Raw genomic sequence first — 16,869 nt, 5'->3', positions numbered from 1 at the left:
GGGCCAACCGGGGGCCAGCCCAGGGGCCAACCGGGGGCCAGCCCAGGGGCCAACCGGGGGCTCAGCCGCCGATGCCGGTGACCAGCGAATACACCGTACTGAACAGCAGGCTGGGCACGCCGATTATCAGGCCCATCACCACCAACGGCATGCCGGGCCGGCCGGTGCGCCGGATGCCGGTGAACGCCGTCCACGCCACGGCCAGAAACACCACCAGCAGCGTCCCGTTGACCACGGGGCCCAGGATCGTCAACACCGGTTCGATGTCATCGACGGTGAGGACCACCACGGCGCCCAGCAGCGACGTTGCGATCAGCCCCACCACCGGCGCGACAAAGCCGAGAGCGCACGTGATGATCGCCGCAGGGTTGAATCGCGGTGTCGGATCGTTCGCCGGCGGCGCCGCGACCTGCGGCCAGCGTGCGCCGGGCGACATCGCGCCGGGCGACATCGCGGCGGGCGGCGTCGGGAAGGGCACCGCGGAGCCGGGCGCACCCGGTGGCGGTGGGGGTGGCAGCGGTGGTGGGTTCCAGGGGCCAGAAGCCCCGCTCGGTCCGCTCACCGCACCCGCGATCGATGCGGGAACCGGCAGGGAAACCGATGCGGTGCTCTCATCGTGACTAACCTAGCGTATGCGTTGCTGAGCAGCAGTTGCTCCGAACCAGCGGGCACCGCCGACCCCTCCGGGGCCCGCACGAGGAGGATGACGAGTATGACCAGCCCCTTCCAACCCGGACAGCCGCCGGGGGCCGGGCCCGCGGGCGCCGCCGGTCGTCGGAGCCCGGTACAACTGCCGACCCCGCCCAAGGGGTGGCCGATCGGGTCGTACCCGACCTATGCCGAGGCCCAGCGGGCCGTCGACTACCTGTCCGACCAACAGTTCCCCGTCGAGCAGGTCACCATCGTCGGGGTGGATCTGATGCAGGTCGAACGGGTCACCGGTCGGCTCACCTGGCCGAAAGTGCTCGGCGGCGGGGTGCTCAGCGGCGCCTGGCTGGGGTTGTTCATCGGGTTTCTGCTGGGCATCTTCTTCAACAGTGAGCTGCTGCCGGTGCTGCTCACCGGCATGGTCGCCGGTGTGGTCTTCGGGGTGGTCACCTCCGCGGTGCCCTACGCCATGGCTCGCGGCACCCGCGACTTCAGCTCCACCATGCAGCTGGTCGCCGGACGCTACGACGTGCTGTGCGACCCGAAAACCGCGGAACAGGCCCGGGATCTGCTGGCCAAACTGGCGATCTGAGTCGATGGGCAACACGGCTGTCGGGTCGGTCGGCCCCGCGGTGCGCGGACGCGGGCACCGGCTGGCTGCCCTGCTGGCGGCCGCATTGCTCGCCGTCCTGGCTGTCGCGGGGTGCGCGCCGGTCGCCACGGGGACGACGATCAGCTTCTACACCCCGGCCAACGACGCGGCCACCTTCGCCACGATCGCGCGGACCTGCACCGAGCAGGCCGGCGGGCGTTACTCCGTGCGGCAGGTCAGTTTGCCGCGATCGGCTGACGACCAGCGGCTGCAACTGGCCCGGCGCCTCACCGGCAACGACCGGTCGCTGGACGTGATGGCCCTCGACGTGGTGTGGACCGCCGAGTTCGCCGAGGCCGGCTGGGCGCTGCCGCTGGCCGACGACCCGGCCGGGCTCGCCGAGGCCGACGCGGTCGCCGACGCCCTGCCGGGGCCGCTGGCCACCGCACGGTGGCGCGACCGGCTCTACGCTGCACCGTTGAGCACCAACACTCAACTGCTTTGGTACCGAACCGATTTGGTGGATCCTCCGCCGGCGACCTGGGCAGAGGTTCTCGCCGAGGCGGCCCGACTGCACCGCGCCGGTGGACCCGGTTGGATCGCGGTACAGGCCAAGCAATACGAAGGCCTGATGGTGTGGTTCAACACCCTGCTCGTCAGCGCCGGCGGGCAAGTGCTCTCCGACGACGGATCCCGGGTGACGCTGACCGACACCGCCGAGCACCGCGCGGCCACGGTAGCGGCGCTCGAGACCATGCGGGCGGTGGCCACCAACCCCGGCGCCGACCCGTCGATCACCCAGACCGACGAGAGCACCGCCCGGCTGGCCTTCGAGCAGGGCCGGGCGGCCCTCGAGGTCAACTGGCCGTTCGTACTGCCCTCGCTGTTGGAGAACGCGATCAAGGGCGGTGTGCGGTTCCTGCCGCTCGACGACAATCCGGGCCTGCGCGCAGCGATCGACTCGACCGGGGCTTTTTCCCCCAGCGACGCGCAGTTCCGCACCGCCTACCGGGATTCCCGCGCGGTTCTCGGATTCGCGCCCTACCCGAGCATCGACCCCGACCGTCCCGCCCGGGTCACCCTCGGGGGATTGAACCTCGCGGTCGCCCACACCACCCGCCACCGCGCCGAGGCGTTCGAAACCGTGCGCTGCCTGCGGGACCGCGCCAACCAGAAGTTCCTGTCGATTCGGGGCGGGCTGCCGTCGGTGCGGGACTCGCTCTACGACGACACGGATTTCCAGGCGAAGTTCCCGCAGCACACCGTGATCCGTGAACAACTGCGCGACGCCGCCCTGCGCCCGCAGACCCCGGTCTATCAGGTGCTGTCCACCCGGTTGGCGGCCACCCTGGCGCCGATCAGCGCCATCGATCCGCAGCGCACCGCCGATGAGCTCACCCGCGAGGCCCAAAAGGCGCTCGACGGCAAAGGACTGATCCCGTGAGCGGGCCGGGCGCGACGACCGATCTGCGGCGCGCCGATCGGCGGTTGGCGCTGCTGCTGATCGCCCCCGCGGTGCTGTTGATGGCGGCGGTGACCGCCTACCCGATCGGCTACGCGTTCTGGCTGAGCCTGCAGCGGTCCAACCTCGCCGCGCCCGACGACACCGCGTTCGTAGGGTTGAGCAACTACGTGACCGTCCTCGGCGACCGGTACTGGTGGACCGCCCTGGCGGTGACCACGGCGATCACGGTGGTCTCGGTGACCGTCGAGTTGGTGCTGGGGTTGGCGCTGGCGTTGGTGATGCACCGCACGCTGTTCGCCAAGGGGGTGGTGCGCACCGCCGTGCTGATCCCCTACGGGATCGTGACGGTCGCGGCCGCCTACAGCTGGTACTACGCCTGGACGCCGGGCACCGGGTATCTGGCGAACCTGCTGCCGCAGGGCAGTGCGCCGCTGACCGAGCAGATCCCGTCGCTGGGGATCGTCGTGATGGCCGAGGTCTGGAAGACGACCCCGTTCATGGCCCTGCTGCTGCTGGCCGGACTCGCGCTGGTTCCCGACGATCTGCTCAAGGCTGCCGCGGTCGACGGGGCCGGCCCGTGGCGACGCCTGATGCGGATCACGGTGCCGTTGATGAAACCCGCGATCCTGGTGGCTCTGTTGTTCCGCACCCTGGATGCGTTTCGGATCTTCGACAACATCTACGTGCTGACCAACGGATCCAACAACACCGGGTCGGTGTCGATCCTGGGCTACGACAACCTGTTCAAAGGTTTCAACGTCGGGCTGGGCTCGGCGATCTCGGTGTTGATCTTCGGGTGCGTGGTGATCATCGCGGTGATCTTCGTCAAACTGTTCGGTGCCGCGGCCCCGGGGGCGGAGGACGGCCGTGGCTGAACACGCCGGCGGACGCCGCAGCCTCGCCTGGGCACTGATCAACACCGCGGTGGTGGCCTACGCCCTGTTCCCGGTGCTGTGGATCTTGTCGATCTCGCTCAAGCCGTCCTCCACGGTCAAAGACGGTCGACTGTGGCCGCAGACGGTGACGTTGGACAACTACCGGGCGATCTTCTCCGGTGGGTTTTTCACCTCCGCCCTGGTCAACTCGATCGGCGTCGGCGTGATCACCACGGTCATCGCGGTGACCATCGGCGCGATGGCGGCGTACGCGGTGGCACGGCTGGTGTTCCCCGGCAAGCAACTGTTGGTCGGCTCCACTCTGCTGGTGGCGATGTTCCCGCAGATATCGTTGGTGACACCGCTGTTCAACATCGAACGCTATACGGGCCTGTTCGACACCTGGTTGGGGTTGATCCTGCCCTACATCACGTTCGCGTTGCCGCTGGCGATCTACACCCTCTCGGCGTTCTTCCGGGAGATCCCTTGGGAATTGGAGAAGGCCGCCACCATGGACGGCGCCACGCCCGGTCAGGCGTTCCGCAAGGTGATCGTGCCGCTCGCGGCGCCGGGGGTGGTGACCGCGGCGATCCTGGTGTTCATCTTCGCGTGGAACGACCTTCTGCTGGCGTTGTCGCTGACGGCCACCGAGGCGGCGATCACCGCGCCGGTGGCGATCGCGAACTTCACCGGCAGTTCGCAATTCGAGGAGCCGACCGGGTCGATCGCGGCGGGCGCGATGGTGATCACCGTGCCGATCGTCGTGTTTGTTCTCATTTTCCAACGACGTATTGTCGCCGGGTTGACCTCCGGCGCGGTGAAGGGGTAGGCCGATGGCCGAGATTGTGTTGGACCGGGTGACCAAGCGTTACCCCGATGGTGCGACGGCCGTGCACGAGTTCAGCATCACCATCGCTGACGGCGAGTTCATCATCCTGGTCGGCCCGTCCGGGTGCGGTAAGTCCACGACCCTGAACATGATCGCCGGCCTGGAGGACATCTCGACGGGGGAGTTGCGCATCGGCGGGCGCCGGATGAACGAGACAGCCCCGAAGGACCGCGATATCGCGATGGTGTTCCAGTCCTATGCGCTGTATCCGCACATGACGGTGCGTCAGAACATCGCGTTTCCGCTGACCCTGGCGAAGATCAAGAAGAAGGAGATCGCGCAGAAGGTCTCCGAGGTGGCCGCCACCTTGGACCTCACCGACCTGTTGGACCGCAAACCCGCCCAGTTGTCCGGCGGGCAACGCCAACGGGTCGCGATGGGCCGGGCGATCGTGCGGCACCCGCAGGCGTTTTTGATGGACGAACCGCTGTCGAACCTCGACGCGAAACTGCGGGTGGCGATGCGCACCGAGATCGCTCGGCTGCAGCGGAGGCTGGCCACCACCACGGTGTATGTCACCCACGACCAGACCGAGGCGATGACCCTCGGTGACCGGGTGGTGGTGATGCACGGCGGCCGCGTGCAGCAGATCGACACCCCCGACGCGCTGTATGCGCACCCGGCAAACCTGTTCGTGGCCGGGTTCATCGGCTCGCCGGCGATGAACTTCTTCCCCGGCACGCTCACCGAGACCGGGGTGCGCCTGCCCTTCGGTGCGGTGACCCTGGAGCGCGCCACCCGCGCGGATCTCGCCGCACGCAACGCCGCCGGGGAGGTGATCGTCGGGGTGCGCCCCGAACACCTCGGGGACGCCGCACTCGGACCGGCCGGGCCGGCCGGGCAGACAGTGACGTTCACCGCCACCGTCGACGTCGTGGAATCGTTGGGTGCGGAGAAATACGTCTACTTCAGCAGTTCCGCGGCGCCCGCGCAGGCCCCCCAGCTGAGCGCCCTGGCCGCCGACACCGGCCAGTGCGTGGCCCGGGTGCCGGCCGAATCGCGAGTGGAGAAAGGTAAACCGATCGAATTGAGCGTGACCGCGGACCGCCTGGTCGTTTTCGACGCCGCCACGGGGGTGAACCTGAGCGCGCCGGCCCCGGCGCGGCCGGAGGCGGGGCAGCGATGACCGAGATCATCGACGCGGTCCGCGCCCACCTGCGCCGCCACTTCACCGACGCGGGGGTGAGCACCGATCCCGACGCCGCCAGCGTCACCTTCCTCGGCAGCGAGCCGATCGAGGTGCTGCGGTTCGCCCCGGCCGCCGACGGCGTGGTGCATTACGTCTCGGTCGGCTGCTCCAAACACCCGATGGCCGACCCGACCGAGATCGTCGCCGACCCGGTGCGCGGTCCACGCGCCGAGGTGGTGCTCGCGTTGCGCAGCACCGAACCGGCCACCGGGCTCGCCCGCAGCCTCGCGGTGCTCGCCGCCGCCCCCGCGGTCGACGGGATGGTGCTGGGCCCGGATGCACTCGTCGACTTCAGCGCACCCATGTGGCAGCGCGAGCACGGCCCGGTGCCCTTCACCGCGGTGCTGCTGGGCGAATCGGAGATCACCGAGCTGGCACTGGAGCCGCCGCGCGAACCGGTGCGGTTCCTCACCGCGACGCCGATCACCGCCACCGAGGCGGCCTGGGTGCGGATCAAGGGCCCCGAGGCGCTGCGGCAGGCGTGGCGCGACGACCACGTCGACGTCCTCGACCCCAACCGGCGCGCCTCCCAGCCGAGCTGACGCGCGCCCGCGCTACAGCCAGTCGTTGCGGCGGAACGTGCGGTAGAGCAGCAGGCACACGGTCAGCATCACCAGCAGCGTCACCGGATACCCCCACGTCCAGGTCAGTGTCGGCATGTTGGTGAAGTTCATCCCGTAGATCCCGGCGATCAACGTCGGCACCGCCAGCATCGCCGCCCACGCGGAGATCTTGCGCATGTCGGCGTTCTGCTGCATCCCCACCCGAGCCAGCGCCGCGTCGACCAGGGAACTGAGCATGTCGTCGTAGCTGGTGATCTGGTCGGCGGCATGCACCTGGTGGTCGGCCACGTCGCGCAGGTAGCGGCGCAGCTCCTCGGAGATCAGATCCCGGTTGTCGACTTGCAGCCGCTGAAACGCCAGCGACAGCGGCGCGACCGACCGTCGAAGCTCGACCACGCTGCGTTTGAGCAGATAGATCGGCTCCACATCGGTGCGCCGGCCGGGGGTGAACGCCATCTCCTCGACGTTGTCGATGTCGGTCTCCATCAACCCGGTGACCTCCAGGTAATGGTCGACGACGTAGTCGGCGATCGCGTGCAGCACCGCGTAGGGGCCGTGGCGCAGATGGTCCGGGTCGGCGTCCATCGCCGCACGGACCTCCCACAGCCCGCTGTGGTCGCCGTGGCGAACCGTGACGACGAAGTCGACACCGACGAAGATCATGATCTCGCCGGTCTCGACGATCTCGCGGGCCATGCTCACCGAGTCGTGGGGCACGTAGTTGATGGTTTTGAGCACCAGGAACAGCGAATCGTCGTAGCGCTCCAGTTTGGGGCGTTGATGGGCGTGGACGGCATCCTCGACGGCCAGCGGATGCAGCCGGAAAACGGTGGCGACGTCTCGCATCTGGACCGCATCGGGTTCGTGCAGGCCGATCCAGACGAATCCCTGCTGACCGGCCCGGCGTGCCGCGTGCACCGCGTCCAGCGCCGCGGCGGGGGAGTAGCGGCCCGGCTGGCGGACCCCGTCGAGGTAGACCCCGCAGTCGACGATGACCTGGCCCGTCGGCCATGCCCGCTGCTCACGCGGCGGCGGTGGCGGCTCGGGGCGAGCATTGCGGCGCAGTGACGGGGGGCGCAAACGCAACGACACGGCCTGGACCTCCCTTGACCTCCCTCGACCTTGCCGGCCGGGATCGCTCCCCACACTGTTCCCCGAGAATGCCACGCCGGCGCGGCGCGCGGTAGCGTTCGGCGCGGGACGGCAGTCCCGGGCGCGCGGACGGCGAGGTCAAGTACCCTGACGCCGTGGCAGAAACGGCGAACCCCTCCCATCTGGACATCGGCGACGAGGACATCTTCTCCGCCCACCGCGGAGGAAAACTCTCCGTCGAGTTGAAGACACCACTGGATTCGCAGCGTGCCCTGTCGATCGCCTACACCCCGGGGGTGGCCCAGGTCAGCCGGGCGATCGCCGCCGACGCCACGTTGGCGGCCCGCTACACCTGGGCGAACCGGTTGGTCGCGGTGGTCAGCGACGGCAGTGCGGTGCTCGGGTTGGGGGACATCGGCGCGGCCGCTTCGCTGCCGGTGATGGAGGGCAAGTGTGCCCTGTTCAAGGCGTTCGCCGGGCTGGACTCGATTCCGATCGTGCTGGACACCAAGGACCCCGACGAGATCGTGGAGACCCTGGTGCGGCTGCGCCCCACCTTCGGCGCGGTCAACTTGGAAGACATCTCCGCGCCACGGTGTTTCGACATCGAGCGTCGGGTGGTGGAGGCGTTGGACTGTCCGGTGATGCACGACGACCAGCACGGTACGGCGATCGTGGTGCTCGCCGCACTGCACGGCGCCGCGCGGGTGCTCGACCGTGAGATGGCCGGGATGCGGGTGGTGGTCTCCGGTGCCGGCGCGGCCGGGGTGGCGTGCGCCAACATCCTGCTGGCCAGCGGAATCACCGATGTGACGGTGCTGGACTCGCAGGGCATCGTCCACACCGGCCGTGACGACATGAGCGCCCCCAAAGCCGCGTTGGCGTCGCGCACCAATCCGGCCGGACGCACCGGCGGGCTCGCCGAGGCGCTCTCCGGCGCCGACGTGTTCCTCGGGGTCTCCGCCGGGGTGGTGCCCGAACAGTTGATCGCCTCGATGGCGCCGAAGGCGATCGTGTTCGCGCTGTCCAACCCCGACCCGGAGGTCCATCCCGATATCGCCGCGAAGCACGCGGCGGTGGTGGCGACCGGCCGCAGTGATTTCGCGAACCAGATCAACAACGTGCTGGCCTTCCCCGGGGTGTTCCGGGGGGCGCTGGACGCGGGGGCGCGCCGGATCACCGAGCGCATGAAGGTCGCCGCGGCACAAGCCATCTTCGGGGTGGTCGGCGACGACCTGGCCACCGACTACATCGTGCCCAGTCCGTTGGACCCGCGGGTCGAGCCGGCGGTGGCCGCGGCGGTCGCCGATGCGGCAGATCCCGCCGACGATTAGGCCGCGCCGGCGATGACGGCTCTGCGCAGCCTGATGGCGGTGATGGTGGGTGTGCTCGCTGTCGGCTGCAGCGGCCCCACCGCGGAACCGCCGTTGGCGGTCGGAGCCACCAGCGATGTGCTCGGCCGGGTGGTGGCCCACGTCTATGCCGCGGCACTGAGCAGCGCGGGCACCCCCACACAGGTGATCGTCGTCGACGACCCGATCGAGGCGTTGAGCACCGGGAGCATCACGGTGACACCGGGATTCACCGGCCGACTGTTGCGGCTGTTCCAGCCCGCCGCCACTGCCCGATCCGACAAGCAGGTGTACCGCATGATGGTCGCGGCGCTGCCGGAGGGTATCGCCGCCGGTGACTACGCGACCGCCGCCGAGGACAAACCGGCGCTGGCGGTCGCCGAGTCCACCGCGAAGCGGTGGGGCGACAACGATCTCACCGGCCTGGTGCGCCACTGCTCAACGGTCAGCGCCGTCGGGGCGGTCACCGGCGCGCGCTCCCCGACGACCGTGGGTTCCTGCCGCCTGCCGAAGATGGAGGAATTCGCCAGCGACACAGTGCTGTTCGCTGCGCTTCGACAGGGTGACATCACCGCGGCGTGGACCTCGACCGCAGCGACCTCGGTGCCCGACGAGGTCACGGTGCTCGCCGACACGCCGCCGGCGCGGGTGCAGGCGGAGAACGTGGTGCCGTTGTACCGCCGTCACGTGCTCGCCGAACAGCAGGTGCTTCCCCTCAACCAGGTGGCCGGGGTGCTCGACACCGCGGCGCTGGTGGAGATGGTGCAGCGCGTCGACGTCGGCACCGACCCGCGGGCGGCCGCCGAGGATTGGCTGGCCGAACACCCGCTGGGCCGGTAGACGCCGGTCAGGTCCGCGACGGCAGCAGCCGGCCCACCACGCTGGAGAACAGCCGCTGATAGCCCGAGCCGGTCAGGCGCACCAGCACGTCGAGAGCCTTCGCGTCCGGACCGACCAACACCCGGGCCCGGTTCTTGGCGACCGCGCTCAAGATGATGCGGGCGGCGCGTTCCGGACTGGTGTTGGCCAGCCGTTTGTCGAACACCTGGGCCAACTCGTTGCTGTCGAGGCCCTCGGCGGCGGTGGCGTTGCGCGCGATCGCGGTCTTGATGCCGCCCGGGTGCACGCAGGTGACCTTCACCGGGTGACCGGCCAGCATCATCTCCTGGCGCAGCGCCTCGGTGAACCCGCGCACCGCGAACTTCGCCGAGTTGTAGGCGGCCTGCCCCGGCACCGAGAACAAACCGAAGATGCTGGAGACGTTGACCACGTGGCCGTCACCGGATTCGATCAGGTGCGGCAGGAAGGCCTTGGTGCCGTTGACCACGCCCCAGAAGTCGACGTCGATCACCCGCTCGATGTCCTTGAACGGGCTGATCTCGATGTCGCCGGTGTAGGCGATGCCGGCGTTGTTGTAGATCTGATTCACCGTGCCGAAGTGGCTTTTCACCGATTCGGCGTAGCTGATCACGGTCTCGCGTTCGGTGACGTTGAGCCGGTCGGCTTTGACTTGCGCACCGAGGGCGACCAGTGCCGCCTCGGTCTGCGCGAGGCCCTCGGTGTCGATGTCGCTGATCGCGAGTTTGGCGCCCGACCGGCCGAGTTCGACGGCCAGCGCGCGCCCGATCCCCGAGCCGGCGCCGGTGACCACGGCGACTTTCCCGGCAAAACCCTCCATGTGCGAACCCTTTCCGCTGCGGACGGACGTCAGCTGAACGCCTCGTCGATGATCTCCTGCTGCTCGACCGCGTGCACCTTGTGCGACCCCGACGACGGTGCCGACATGGCACGCCGTGAGATCCGCCGAATCCCGGACAACAGATCCGGGAGCACCGCCGGCAGCGTCAGGCCCATCGACGGCCACGCGCCCTGGTTGGCCGGCTCCTCCTGCACCCAGAAGAACTCGGTGGCGTTCGGGTAGCGCTCCAGGTTTTCGCGCAGGCGCCGACGCGGCAGCGGGGCGAGTTGTTCGACCCGCACGATGCCGACGTCGGCACGGTTGTCCTTGGCCTTGCGGGCGGCCAACTCGTAGTACAGCTTGCCGCTGGTCAACAGGATGCGGGTGACCTTGCTGCGGTCGCCGTCGCCCTGTTCGTAGGTGGGCTCTTCGAGCACCGACCGGAACTTGTGTTCGGTGAAGTCACGCAGGTCGCTGACCGCGGCCTTGTTGCGCAGCATCGACTTCGGCGTGAACGCGATCAGCGGGCGCCGGATCCCGTCGAGGCCGTGGCGGCGCAACAGGTGGAAGTAGTTCGCCGGGGTCGACGGCATCGCCACCGTCATCGAGCCCTCGGCCCACAGTTGCAGGAAGCGCTCGATGCGGCCGGAGGTGTGGTCGGGCCCTTGACCCTCGTGCCCGTGCGGCAACAGCAGCACCACCGAGGACAACTGGCCCCACTTGGCCTCCCCGGAGGAGATGAACTCGTCGATGACCGCCTGCGCGCCGTTGACGAAGTCACCGAACTGCGCCTCCCACAACACGAACGCGTCCGGGTTGCCCACGGTGTAGCCGTACTCGAAGCCGACCGCCGCCTCCTCCGACAGCGGCGAGTCATACACCAGGAACTTCCCGCCGGTCGGGGTGCCGTCGGGGTTGGTGGCCAACAGTTGCAGCGGGGTGAACTCCTCACCGGTCTCCCGGTCGATGAGCACCGAGTGGCGTTGGCTGAACGTGCCGCGGCGGGTGTCTTGCCCCGACAGGCGCACCAGTTTGCCCTCTGAGACCAGCGACCCGAGCGCGAGCAACTCGGCGAACGCCCAGTCCACCTTGCCCTCGTAGGCCATCTCCCGACGCTTCTCCATCACCGGCTTGACCCGGTGGTGGATGTTGAATCCCTCCGGGGCCTCCAGTTGCGCATCACCGATGCGGGCCAGCAGCGACTTGTCCACCGCGGTGGACAGCCCCGCCGGGATCATCTGGTAGGACTCCACCGATTCGCTCGGCTCGGCGGCGTGCTTCTCCAGCTCGCGCACCTCGTTGAAGACCCGCTCCAGCTGACCCTGGTAGTCGCGCAGGGCGTCTTCGGCCTCCTTCATCGAGATGTCGCCGCGACCGATCAGCGCCTCGGTGTAGCTCTTGCGGACCCCGCGGCGCACGTCGATGACGTCGTACATCGCCGGGTTGGTCATCGACGGGTCGTCGCCCTCGTTGTGGCCACGGCGCCGGTAGCAGAGCATGTCGATGATCACGTCTTTTTTGAACTTCTGCCGGAAGTCCACCGCCAGCCGGGCCACCCAGTCACAGGCCTCCGGGTCCTCGCCGTTGACGTGGAAGATCGGTGCCCCGATCATCTTGGCGACGTCGGTGCAGTACTCACTGGACCGGGAATGCTCCGGCGCGGTGGTGAAACCGATCTGGTTGTTGACGATGATGTGGATGGTTCCGCCGATGCGGTAGCCGGGAAGCTGAGCCATGTTCAGCACCTCGGCGACGATGCCCTGCCCGGCGAATGCCGCGTCCCCGTGCAGCATCAACGGCACCACCGAGAACGCCCGCTGGTCCTCGCTGTCGGTGCTGCCGTGGTCGAGCAGGTCCTGTTTGGCGCGCACCTGCCCTTCCAGCACCGGGTCGACCAGCTCCAGGTGCGACGGGTTGGCGGTCAGCGAAACCTGAATCTCGTTGTCGCCGAACATCTGCAGATACACCCCGGTCGAACCGAGGTGGTATTTGACGTCGCCGGAGCCGTGCGCCTGGGAGGGGTCGAGGTTGCCCTCGAACTCGGTGAACAGCTGGGAGTACGGTTTGCCGACGATGTTGGCCAGCACGTTGAGACGTCCGCGGTGCGGCATCCCGATGACCACCTCATCGAGGCTGTACTCGGCGCACTGGTCGATGACCGCGTCCATCATCGGGATGATGGTTTCCGCGCCCTCCAGCGAGAACCGTTTCTGGCCCACGTACTTGGTGTGCAGGAACGTCTCGAACGCCTCCGCGGCGTTGAGCTTGCTCAGAATGTACTTCTGCTGGGCGACAGTGTGTTTGATGTGTTTGGTCTCGATGCGCTCCTGCAGCCACTGGTGCTGCTCGGGCTCGAGGATGTGGGTGTACTCCACCCCGATGTGCCGGCAGTAGGCGTCGCGCAGCACCGAGAGCACGTCGCGCAGCTTCTTGGTCTCCTTGCCGGCGAACCCCTTGACCTTGAACTCGCGGTCGAGGTCCCACAGCGTCAGACCGTGGGTGAGGACGTCGAGGTCCGGGTGGCTGCGGAACCGGGAATTGTCCAACCGCAGCGGGTCGATGTCGGCCATCAGGTGACCACGGTTGCGGTAGGCCGCGATCAGCTCCATCACCCGGGCGTTTTTGTCCTCGATCGGATCCGGGTTGTCGGTGCGCCACCGCACCGGCTCGTACGGGATGTTCAGTTCCCGGAAGATCTCGTCGAAGAACTCGTCGGAGAGCAGCAGCTCGTGGATGGTGCGCAGGAAGTCCCCGGATTCGGCACCCTGGATGATCCGGTGGTCGTAGGTGGAGGTCAAGGTGACCAGCTTGCCGACCCCGAGTTCGGCGATGCGCTCCTCGCTGGCGCCCTGGAACTCCGCCGGGTACTCCATGGCGCCGACCCCGATGATCGCCCCCTGGCCGGCCATCAGCCGCGGCACCGAGTGCACCGTGCCGATGGTGCCCGGGTTGGTCAGCGAGATCGTCACCCCGGCGAAGTCCTCGGCGGTGAGTTTGCCGTCGCGGGCGCGGCGCACGATGTCCTCGTAGGCGGCGACGAACTGGGCGAAGCGCAGCTTCTCGCAGCCCCTGATGCCGGCGACCACCAGGGAGCGTTTGCCGTCCTTGCCCGCCAGGTCGATGGCCAGCCCGAGGTTGGTGTGCGCGGGGGTGACCGCGTTCGGTTTGCCGTCGACCTCCGCGAAGTGGCGGTTCATGTTGGGGAACGCCTTGACCGCCTGCACCAGCGCGTAGCCCAGCAGGTGGGTGAAGGAGATCTTGCCGCCGCGGGTGCGTTTGAGGTGGTTGTTGATGACCGTGCGGTTGTCGATCATCAGCTTGGCCGGGATGGCGCGCACACTGGTGGCCGTGGGCACCTCCAGCGAGGACGCCATGTTGCGCACCACGGCGGCCGCCGCGCCGCGCAGCACCTCGGTCTCGCCGCCCGGTTTGGGGCTCGACGACGGTTTCGCGGCGGGTTTGGCGGCAGGTTTGGGCTCCGCGGCGGCGGCCGGTTTCGCAGCCGCCTTGGAGGCCGGTTTCGCGGTGGCCTGTTGGCCCTGTTGCGGTGCGGGGCGCGGCGGCGCCGGCGGCGTCGACCCGGCGGCGTCGCGCGGCGGCGCGGCGGGGGCCGCGGCGGGCGCCGAAGTCTGCGACGACCGACCGTCAGCCGGTTCCGGTTTGTAGTCGACCAGAAACTCATGCCAACTCGGATCGACCGAGGAGGGGTCGTCACGGAACTTGCGGTACATCTCCTCGACCAGCCATTCGTTCTGCCCGAATGGGGAACTTGTACTGCTCACAGCAGTTACTCGCCTCGATTCGTTCGTCCGGCAGGGCGGCACCTGCCACCGTTCGCCGCGCCGCAGGATGTCGACGCGGCAGCCACCCCGTAAAGGCTATCGCTTCCCGCCGGTGGGCTTGGCGGGTTAGGGCCAGCTGACCCGCTCACCGCGGCTCGATGACCATCGGGCCGACCGCGGCCGGCACCGCCGGCCGCCGCGCGCCGTCGGTGAAGTACGCCGGTGCGGCACCGAACGCGGCGTGGGTGTTGGCGACGATTTTGCGGCCCATCACCCGGTTGCCGCCGCCGCCGATCACCGCACCGACCCCCATCGGCAACATCTTTCCGGCCGCCAACGCCCCGCGTTTGAGCGTGTAGCGGCGCACGAAGTAGCGCAGCAACCGGCCGTTGAGTTGACTCAGCGCGGGCAGCGGCATCGCGGCGACCCCGTCGGTCAGCCACGCACCGCTGGTGCGTCCCGGGCCCACCAGCGAGCGCACCGCCCGGCGGGCGTCGTCGCCGACGAGCACCGCCAGGACCAGCGCGCGGCGGCGCTCCCGCTGGTCGACCGGGACACCGAAGACGTCGGCGACGGCCAACACGTACAGGGCGGTCGCCTCCAAAAACACCGCGGTCTCCGCGGCGACGGCGCCGAGGGCGGTCAGCGTGCCGATGCCGGGGACCGCGGCGCTCGAGCCGACCGCGGCGCCGCTGGCGGTCACCGCACGCAGATACCGTTTCTCCAGTTTGTGCAGGATGCCGGCCGGGCCGAGTTCCGGGTGGGCCGCCCGCAGCCGGTGGACGTAGGCGTGCACCGCCGGGGCCTGCGCCCGCGAACCGCGTTCGAGGATGCGGGACAACACCAGGGCCGCCGCCGTCGGCTCGGTGTCCGCCGGCAGCGGCAACTGCTCACCGGTGTCGGTTTTCGGCGTCGGTCGTAACCGCATCAGGCCTCCCGGTCGGGGTGTGTCGGCATCACTGCCCCGTTTAACGTAGCCGGTGGCCGCGTGGTGCCCGGGGCGGTGCCCGCAGGCCGCGCGGGTGACCACCGTCACGACGACCGGCGGCGATGGTGGAGTTGTCCGGCTGAGCCGGTGTCCGTAACGTCGCATCGGATCACCCCCCGGGAAAACCGGGGCCCAATCGTGGAGGGGTGTGTGACCACCACCAGAACCGAGTTGCCGTCGTCCGGCGACACCGGCGTGGGCAATCCGTGGCCCGCGCTGTGGGCGATGGTGGTCGGATTCTTCATGATCCTGGTCGACTCGACCATTGTCGCGGTCGCCAACCCGAGCATCATGGCCGACCTCGGCGTCGGCTACGACACCGTCATCTGGGTGACCAGCGCCTACCTGTTGTCCTACGCGGTGCCGCTGCTGGTGGCCGGCCGGTTGGGGGATCGCTACGGGCCGAAGAACCTGTACCTGGCGGGGTTGGCGTTGTTCACCGTCGCCTCGCTGTGGTGCGGGTTGTCCGGCAGCATCGGCATGCTCATCACCGCCCGGGTCGTGCAGGGTTTCGGTGCGGCGCTGCTGACCCCGCAGACCCTGTCGACGATCACCCGGATCTTCCCCGCCGAGCGGCGCGGGGTGGCGATGAGTATCTGGGGGGCCACCGCCGGGGTCGCCACCTTGGTCGGTCCGCTGGCCGGGGGGATCCTCGTCGACGGCCTCGGCTGGGAATGGATCTTCATCGTCAACGTCCCGATCGGGGTGCTCGGCCTGGTGGCGGCGGTGCGACTGATCCCGGTGCTGCCCACCCAACAGCACCGGTTCGACGTGCCCGGGGTGGTGTTGTCCACGGTCGGGATGTTCCTCATCGTGTTCGCGCTGCAGGAGGGGCAGTCGCATCACTGGCAGCCCTGGATCTGGGCGGTCATCGTCGCCGGGATCGGGTTGATGACCGCGTTCGTCTACTGGCAGTCGATCAACACCGCCGAACCGCTGGTGCCGCTGCGGATCTTCGCCGACCGCAACTTCAGCCTGGCCAACATCGCCGTCGCGGTGGTGGGGTTCGCCTCGGTGGCGCTGGTGTTGCCGCTGATGTTCTACGCGCAGGGCGTGTGCGATCTGTCCCCGACCCGCTCGGCGCTGCTGACCGCCCCGATGGCGGTGATGGGTGGGGTGCTCGCCCCGTTCGTCGGTCGGATCGTGGACCGGGTCCCGCCGCGGCCGGTGGTCGGATTCGGGTTCTCGGTGATGGCGATCGGGATGACGTGGCTGGCCATCGAGATGACCCCCACCACGCCGATCTGGCGGCTGCTGCTGATCTTCGCGGTGATCGGGGTCGGCAACGCGTTCATCTGGTCGCCGCTGGCGGCCACCGCCACCCGCAACCTGCCGCCGCACCTGGCCGGTGCCGGATCGGGGGTGTTCAACGCCACCCGCCAACTCGGCGCGGTGCTCGGCAGCGCCGGAATGGCGGCGTTCATGACCTGGCGTATCAACGACGAGATGCCGGCCCCGCCGGCGGGGTCCGCCTCGTTCGCTGGCCATCACGACGCGGCCACCGAGTTGCAGCTGCCGGCGTTCCTGCGCGAGCCGTTCGCCGCGGCGATGTCCCAGTCGACCCTGCTGCCCGCCTTCATCGCGCTGTTCGGGGTGGTGGCCGCGCTGTTCATGGTCGACATCGCGACGTCGATCTTCATCGAGGTACCGCCGGTCTTCGACGACGCCGACAGCGACGACACCGAGGACCGTGAGCATCGCCTCGATGCGGCCATGATGGAGCTGATCACCGGCTGCGGCGGCAACGTCAGCTCCG

At 69.0% G+C, this 16,869-nt stretch carries 15 protein-coding genes; 10 read left to right on the top strand and 5 right to left on the bottom strand.

The features are described 5' to 3' along the window. Positions 1 to 61: 61 nt before the first annotated feature. Positions 62 to 322: a hypothetical protein gene (locus tag B8W67_RS18525; protein ID WP_133056149.1), complete on the bottom strand. Its 261-nt coding sequence runs from the start codon at positions 320 to 322 to the stop codon at positions 62 to 64. Positions 323 to 350: 28 nt separating this feature from the next. Here B8W67_RS18525 and B8W67_RS20640 point away from each other — a divergent pair, with 28 nt between their 5' ends. The 7 genes from B8W67_RS20640 to B8W67_RS18495 all read left to right on the top strand — a co-directional run bounded on the left by B8W67_RS20640 (position 351) and on the right by B8W67_RS18495 (position 6,200). Beyond that, positions 351 to 620 (top strand): hypothetical protein, encoded by a 270-nt coding sequence (locus tag B8W67_RS20640; protein WP_131814670.1) that lies wholly within the window; start codon positions 351 to 353, stop codon positions 618 to 620. 92 nt (positions 621 to 712) lie between these two features. Beyond that, on the top strand, positions 713 to 1,240 hold the full coding sequence (locus B8W67_RS18520) for a YflT domain-containing protein (RefSeq protein WP_069392104.1): 528 nt from the start codon (positions 713 to 715) through the stop codon (positions 1,238 to 1,240). A 4-nt stretch (positions 1,241 to 1,244) separates the two neighbouring features. Then, complete coding sequence (locus B8W67_RS18515) at positions 1,245 to 2,684, top strand: extracellular solute-binding protein (RefSeq protein ID WP_085305567.1); 1,440 nt, start codon at positions 1,245 to 1,247, stop codon at positions 2,682 to 2,684. Next, positions 2,681 to 3,580: a carbohydrate ABC transporter permease gene (locus B8W67_RS18510; RefSeq protein WP_069392103.1), complete on the top strand. Its 900-nt coding sequence runs from the start codon at positions 2,681 to 2,683 to the stop codon at positions 3,578 to 3,580. Before B8W67_RS18515 ends, B8W67_RS18510 begins: the two co-directional genes overlap by 4 nt. Continuing rightward, a complete protein-coding gene (locus B8W67_RS18505; protein WP_069392102.1) occupies positions 3,573 to 4,409 on the top strand; it encodes a carbohydrate ABC transporter permease in 837 nt (278 codons plus the stop codon). The genes B8W67_RS18510 and B8W67_RS18505 overlap by 8 nt, the downstream gene beginning before the upstream one ends. 4 nt (positions 4,410 to 4,413) lie before the next feature. Next, entirely contained in the window at positions 4,414 to 5,595 is a 1,182-nt protein-coding gene (locus B8W67_RS18500; RefSeq protein WP_069392101.1) for an ABC transporter ATP-binding protein, read from the top strand. Then, a complete protein-coding gene (locus B8W67_RS18495) occupies positions 5,592 to 6,200 on the top strand; it encodes a suppressor of fused domain protein (RefSeq protein ID WP_069392100.1) in 609 nt (202 codons plus the stop codon). The genes B8W67_RS18500 and B8W67_RS18495 overlap by 4 nt, the downstream gene beginning before the upstream one ends. Positions 6,201 to 6,212: 12 nt before the next feature. Here B8W67_RS18495 and corA read toward each other — a convergent pair whose 3' ends face one another. Next, positions 6,213 to 7,313, bottom strand: coding sequence for a magnesium/cobalt transporter CorA (gene corA / locus B8W67_RS18490; RefSeq protein ID WP_084228747.1), 1,101 nt, complete (start codon positions 7,311 to 7,313; stop codon positions 6,213 to 6,215). A gap of 155 nt (positions 7,314 to 7,468) precedes the next feature. Here corA and B8W67_RS18485 point away from each other — a divergent pair, with 155 nt between their 5' ends. Beyond that, a complete protein-coding gene (locus B8W67_RS18485; protein WP_085305565.1) occupies positions 7,469 to 8,647 on the top strand; it encodes an NAD(P)-dependent malic enzyme in 1,179 nt (392 codons plus the stop codon). A gap of 12 nt (positions 8,648 to 8,659) precedes the next feature. Then, positions 8,660 to 9,505: a glycine betaine ABC transporter substrate-binding protein gene (locus B8W67_RS18480; protein WP_085305563.1), complete on the top strand. Its 846-nt coding sequence runs from the start codon at positions 8,660 to 8,662 to the stop codon at positions 9,503 to 9,505. A 7-nt stretch (positions 9,506 to 9,512) separates the two neighbouring features. Here the strand turns inward: B8W67_RS18480 and B8W67_RS18475 are convergent, their stop codons facing one another. From B8W67_RS18475 to B8W67_RS18465, 3 genes are all read right to left on the bottom strand, one after another. Continuing rightward, a complete protein-coding gene (locus B8W67_RS18475) occupies positions 9,513 to 10,343 on the bottom strand; it encodes an SDR family NAD(P)-dependent oxidoreductase (RefSeq protein ID WP_069392098.1) in 831 nt (276 codons plus the stop codon). A gap of 29 nt (positions 10,344 to 10,372) precedes the next feature. Further along, positions 10,373 to 14,125 (bottom strand): multifunctional oxoglutarate decarboxylase/oxoglutarate dehydrogenase thiamine pyrophosphate-binding subunit/dihydrolipoyllysine-residue succinyltransferase subunit, encoded by a 3,753-nt coding sequence (locus tag B8W67_RS18470; protein WP_085305561.1) that lies wholly within the window; start codon positions 14,123 to 14,125, stop codon positions 10,373 to 10,375. 145 nt (positions 14,126 to 14,270) lie between these two features. Next, entirely contained in the window at positions 14,271 to 15,053 is a 783-nt protein-coding gene (locus tag B8W67_RS18465; protein WP_234806819.1) for a hypothetical protein, read from the bottom strand. A 285-nt stretch (positions 15,054 to 15,338) separates the two neighbouring features. Between B8W67_RS18465 and B8W67_RS18460 the strand changes: the two genes are divergently transcribed. Further along, positions 15,339 to 16,869: MFS transporter (locus tag B8W67_RS18460; RefSeq protein ID WP_109561837.1), on the top strand; the 1,531-nt coding region annotated here is incomplete at its 3' end.

The sequence above is a fragment of the Mycolicibacillus koreensis genome (assembly GCF_002104795.1).
In the GTDB taxonomy this organism is placed as follows: Bacteria; Actinomycetota; Actinomycetes; order Mycobacteriales; family Mycobacteriaceae; genus Mycobacterium; species Mycobacterium koreense.
Note: the sequence above shows the minus strand (reverse complement) of the source record. Positions and strands in the feature narration are given on the sequence as shown.

Excerpts from the sequence above, each read along its gene's own strand:
- B8W67_RS18520 (WP_069392104.1), top strand. The coding sequence starts at position 713 with ATGACCAGCCCCTTCCAACCCGGACAGCCGCCGGGGGCCGGGCCCGCG.
- B8W67_RS18515 (WP_085305567.1), top strand. The coding sequence starts at position 1,245 with ATGGGCAACACGGCTGTCGGGTCGGTCGGCCCCGCGGTGCGCGGACGC.
- B8W67_RS18500 (WP_069392101.1), top strand. The coding sequence starts at position 4,414 with ATGGCCGAGATTGTGTTGGACCGGGTGACCAAGCGTTACCCCGATGGT.
- B8W67_RS18495 (WP_069392100.1), top strand. The coding sequence starts at position 5,592 with ATGACCGAGATCATCGACGCGGTCCGCGCCCACCTGCGCCGCCACTTC.
- B8W67_RS18480 (WP_085305563.1), top strand. The coding sequence starts at position 8,660 with ATGACGGCTCTGCGCAGCCTGATGGCGGTGATGGTGGGTGTGCTCGCT.
- B8W67_RS18475 (WP_069392098.1), bottom strand. The coding sequence starts at position 10,343 with ATGGAGGGTTTTGCCGGGAAAGTCGCCGTGGTCACCGGCGCCGGCTCG.
- B8W67_RS18465 (WP_234806819.1), bottom strand. The coding sequence starts at position 15,053 with ATGCGGTTACGACCGACGCCGAAAACCGACACCGGTGAGCAGTTGCCG.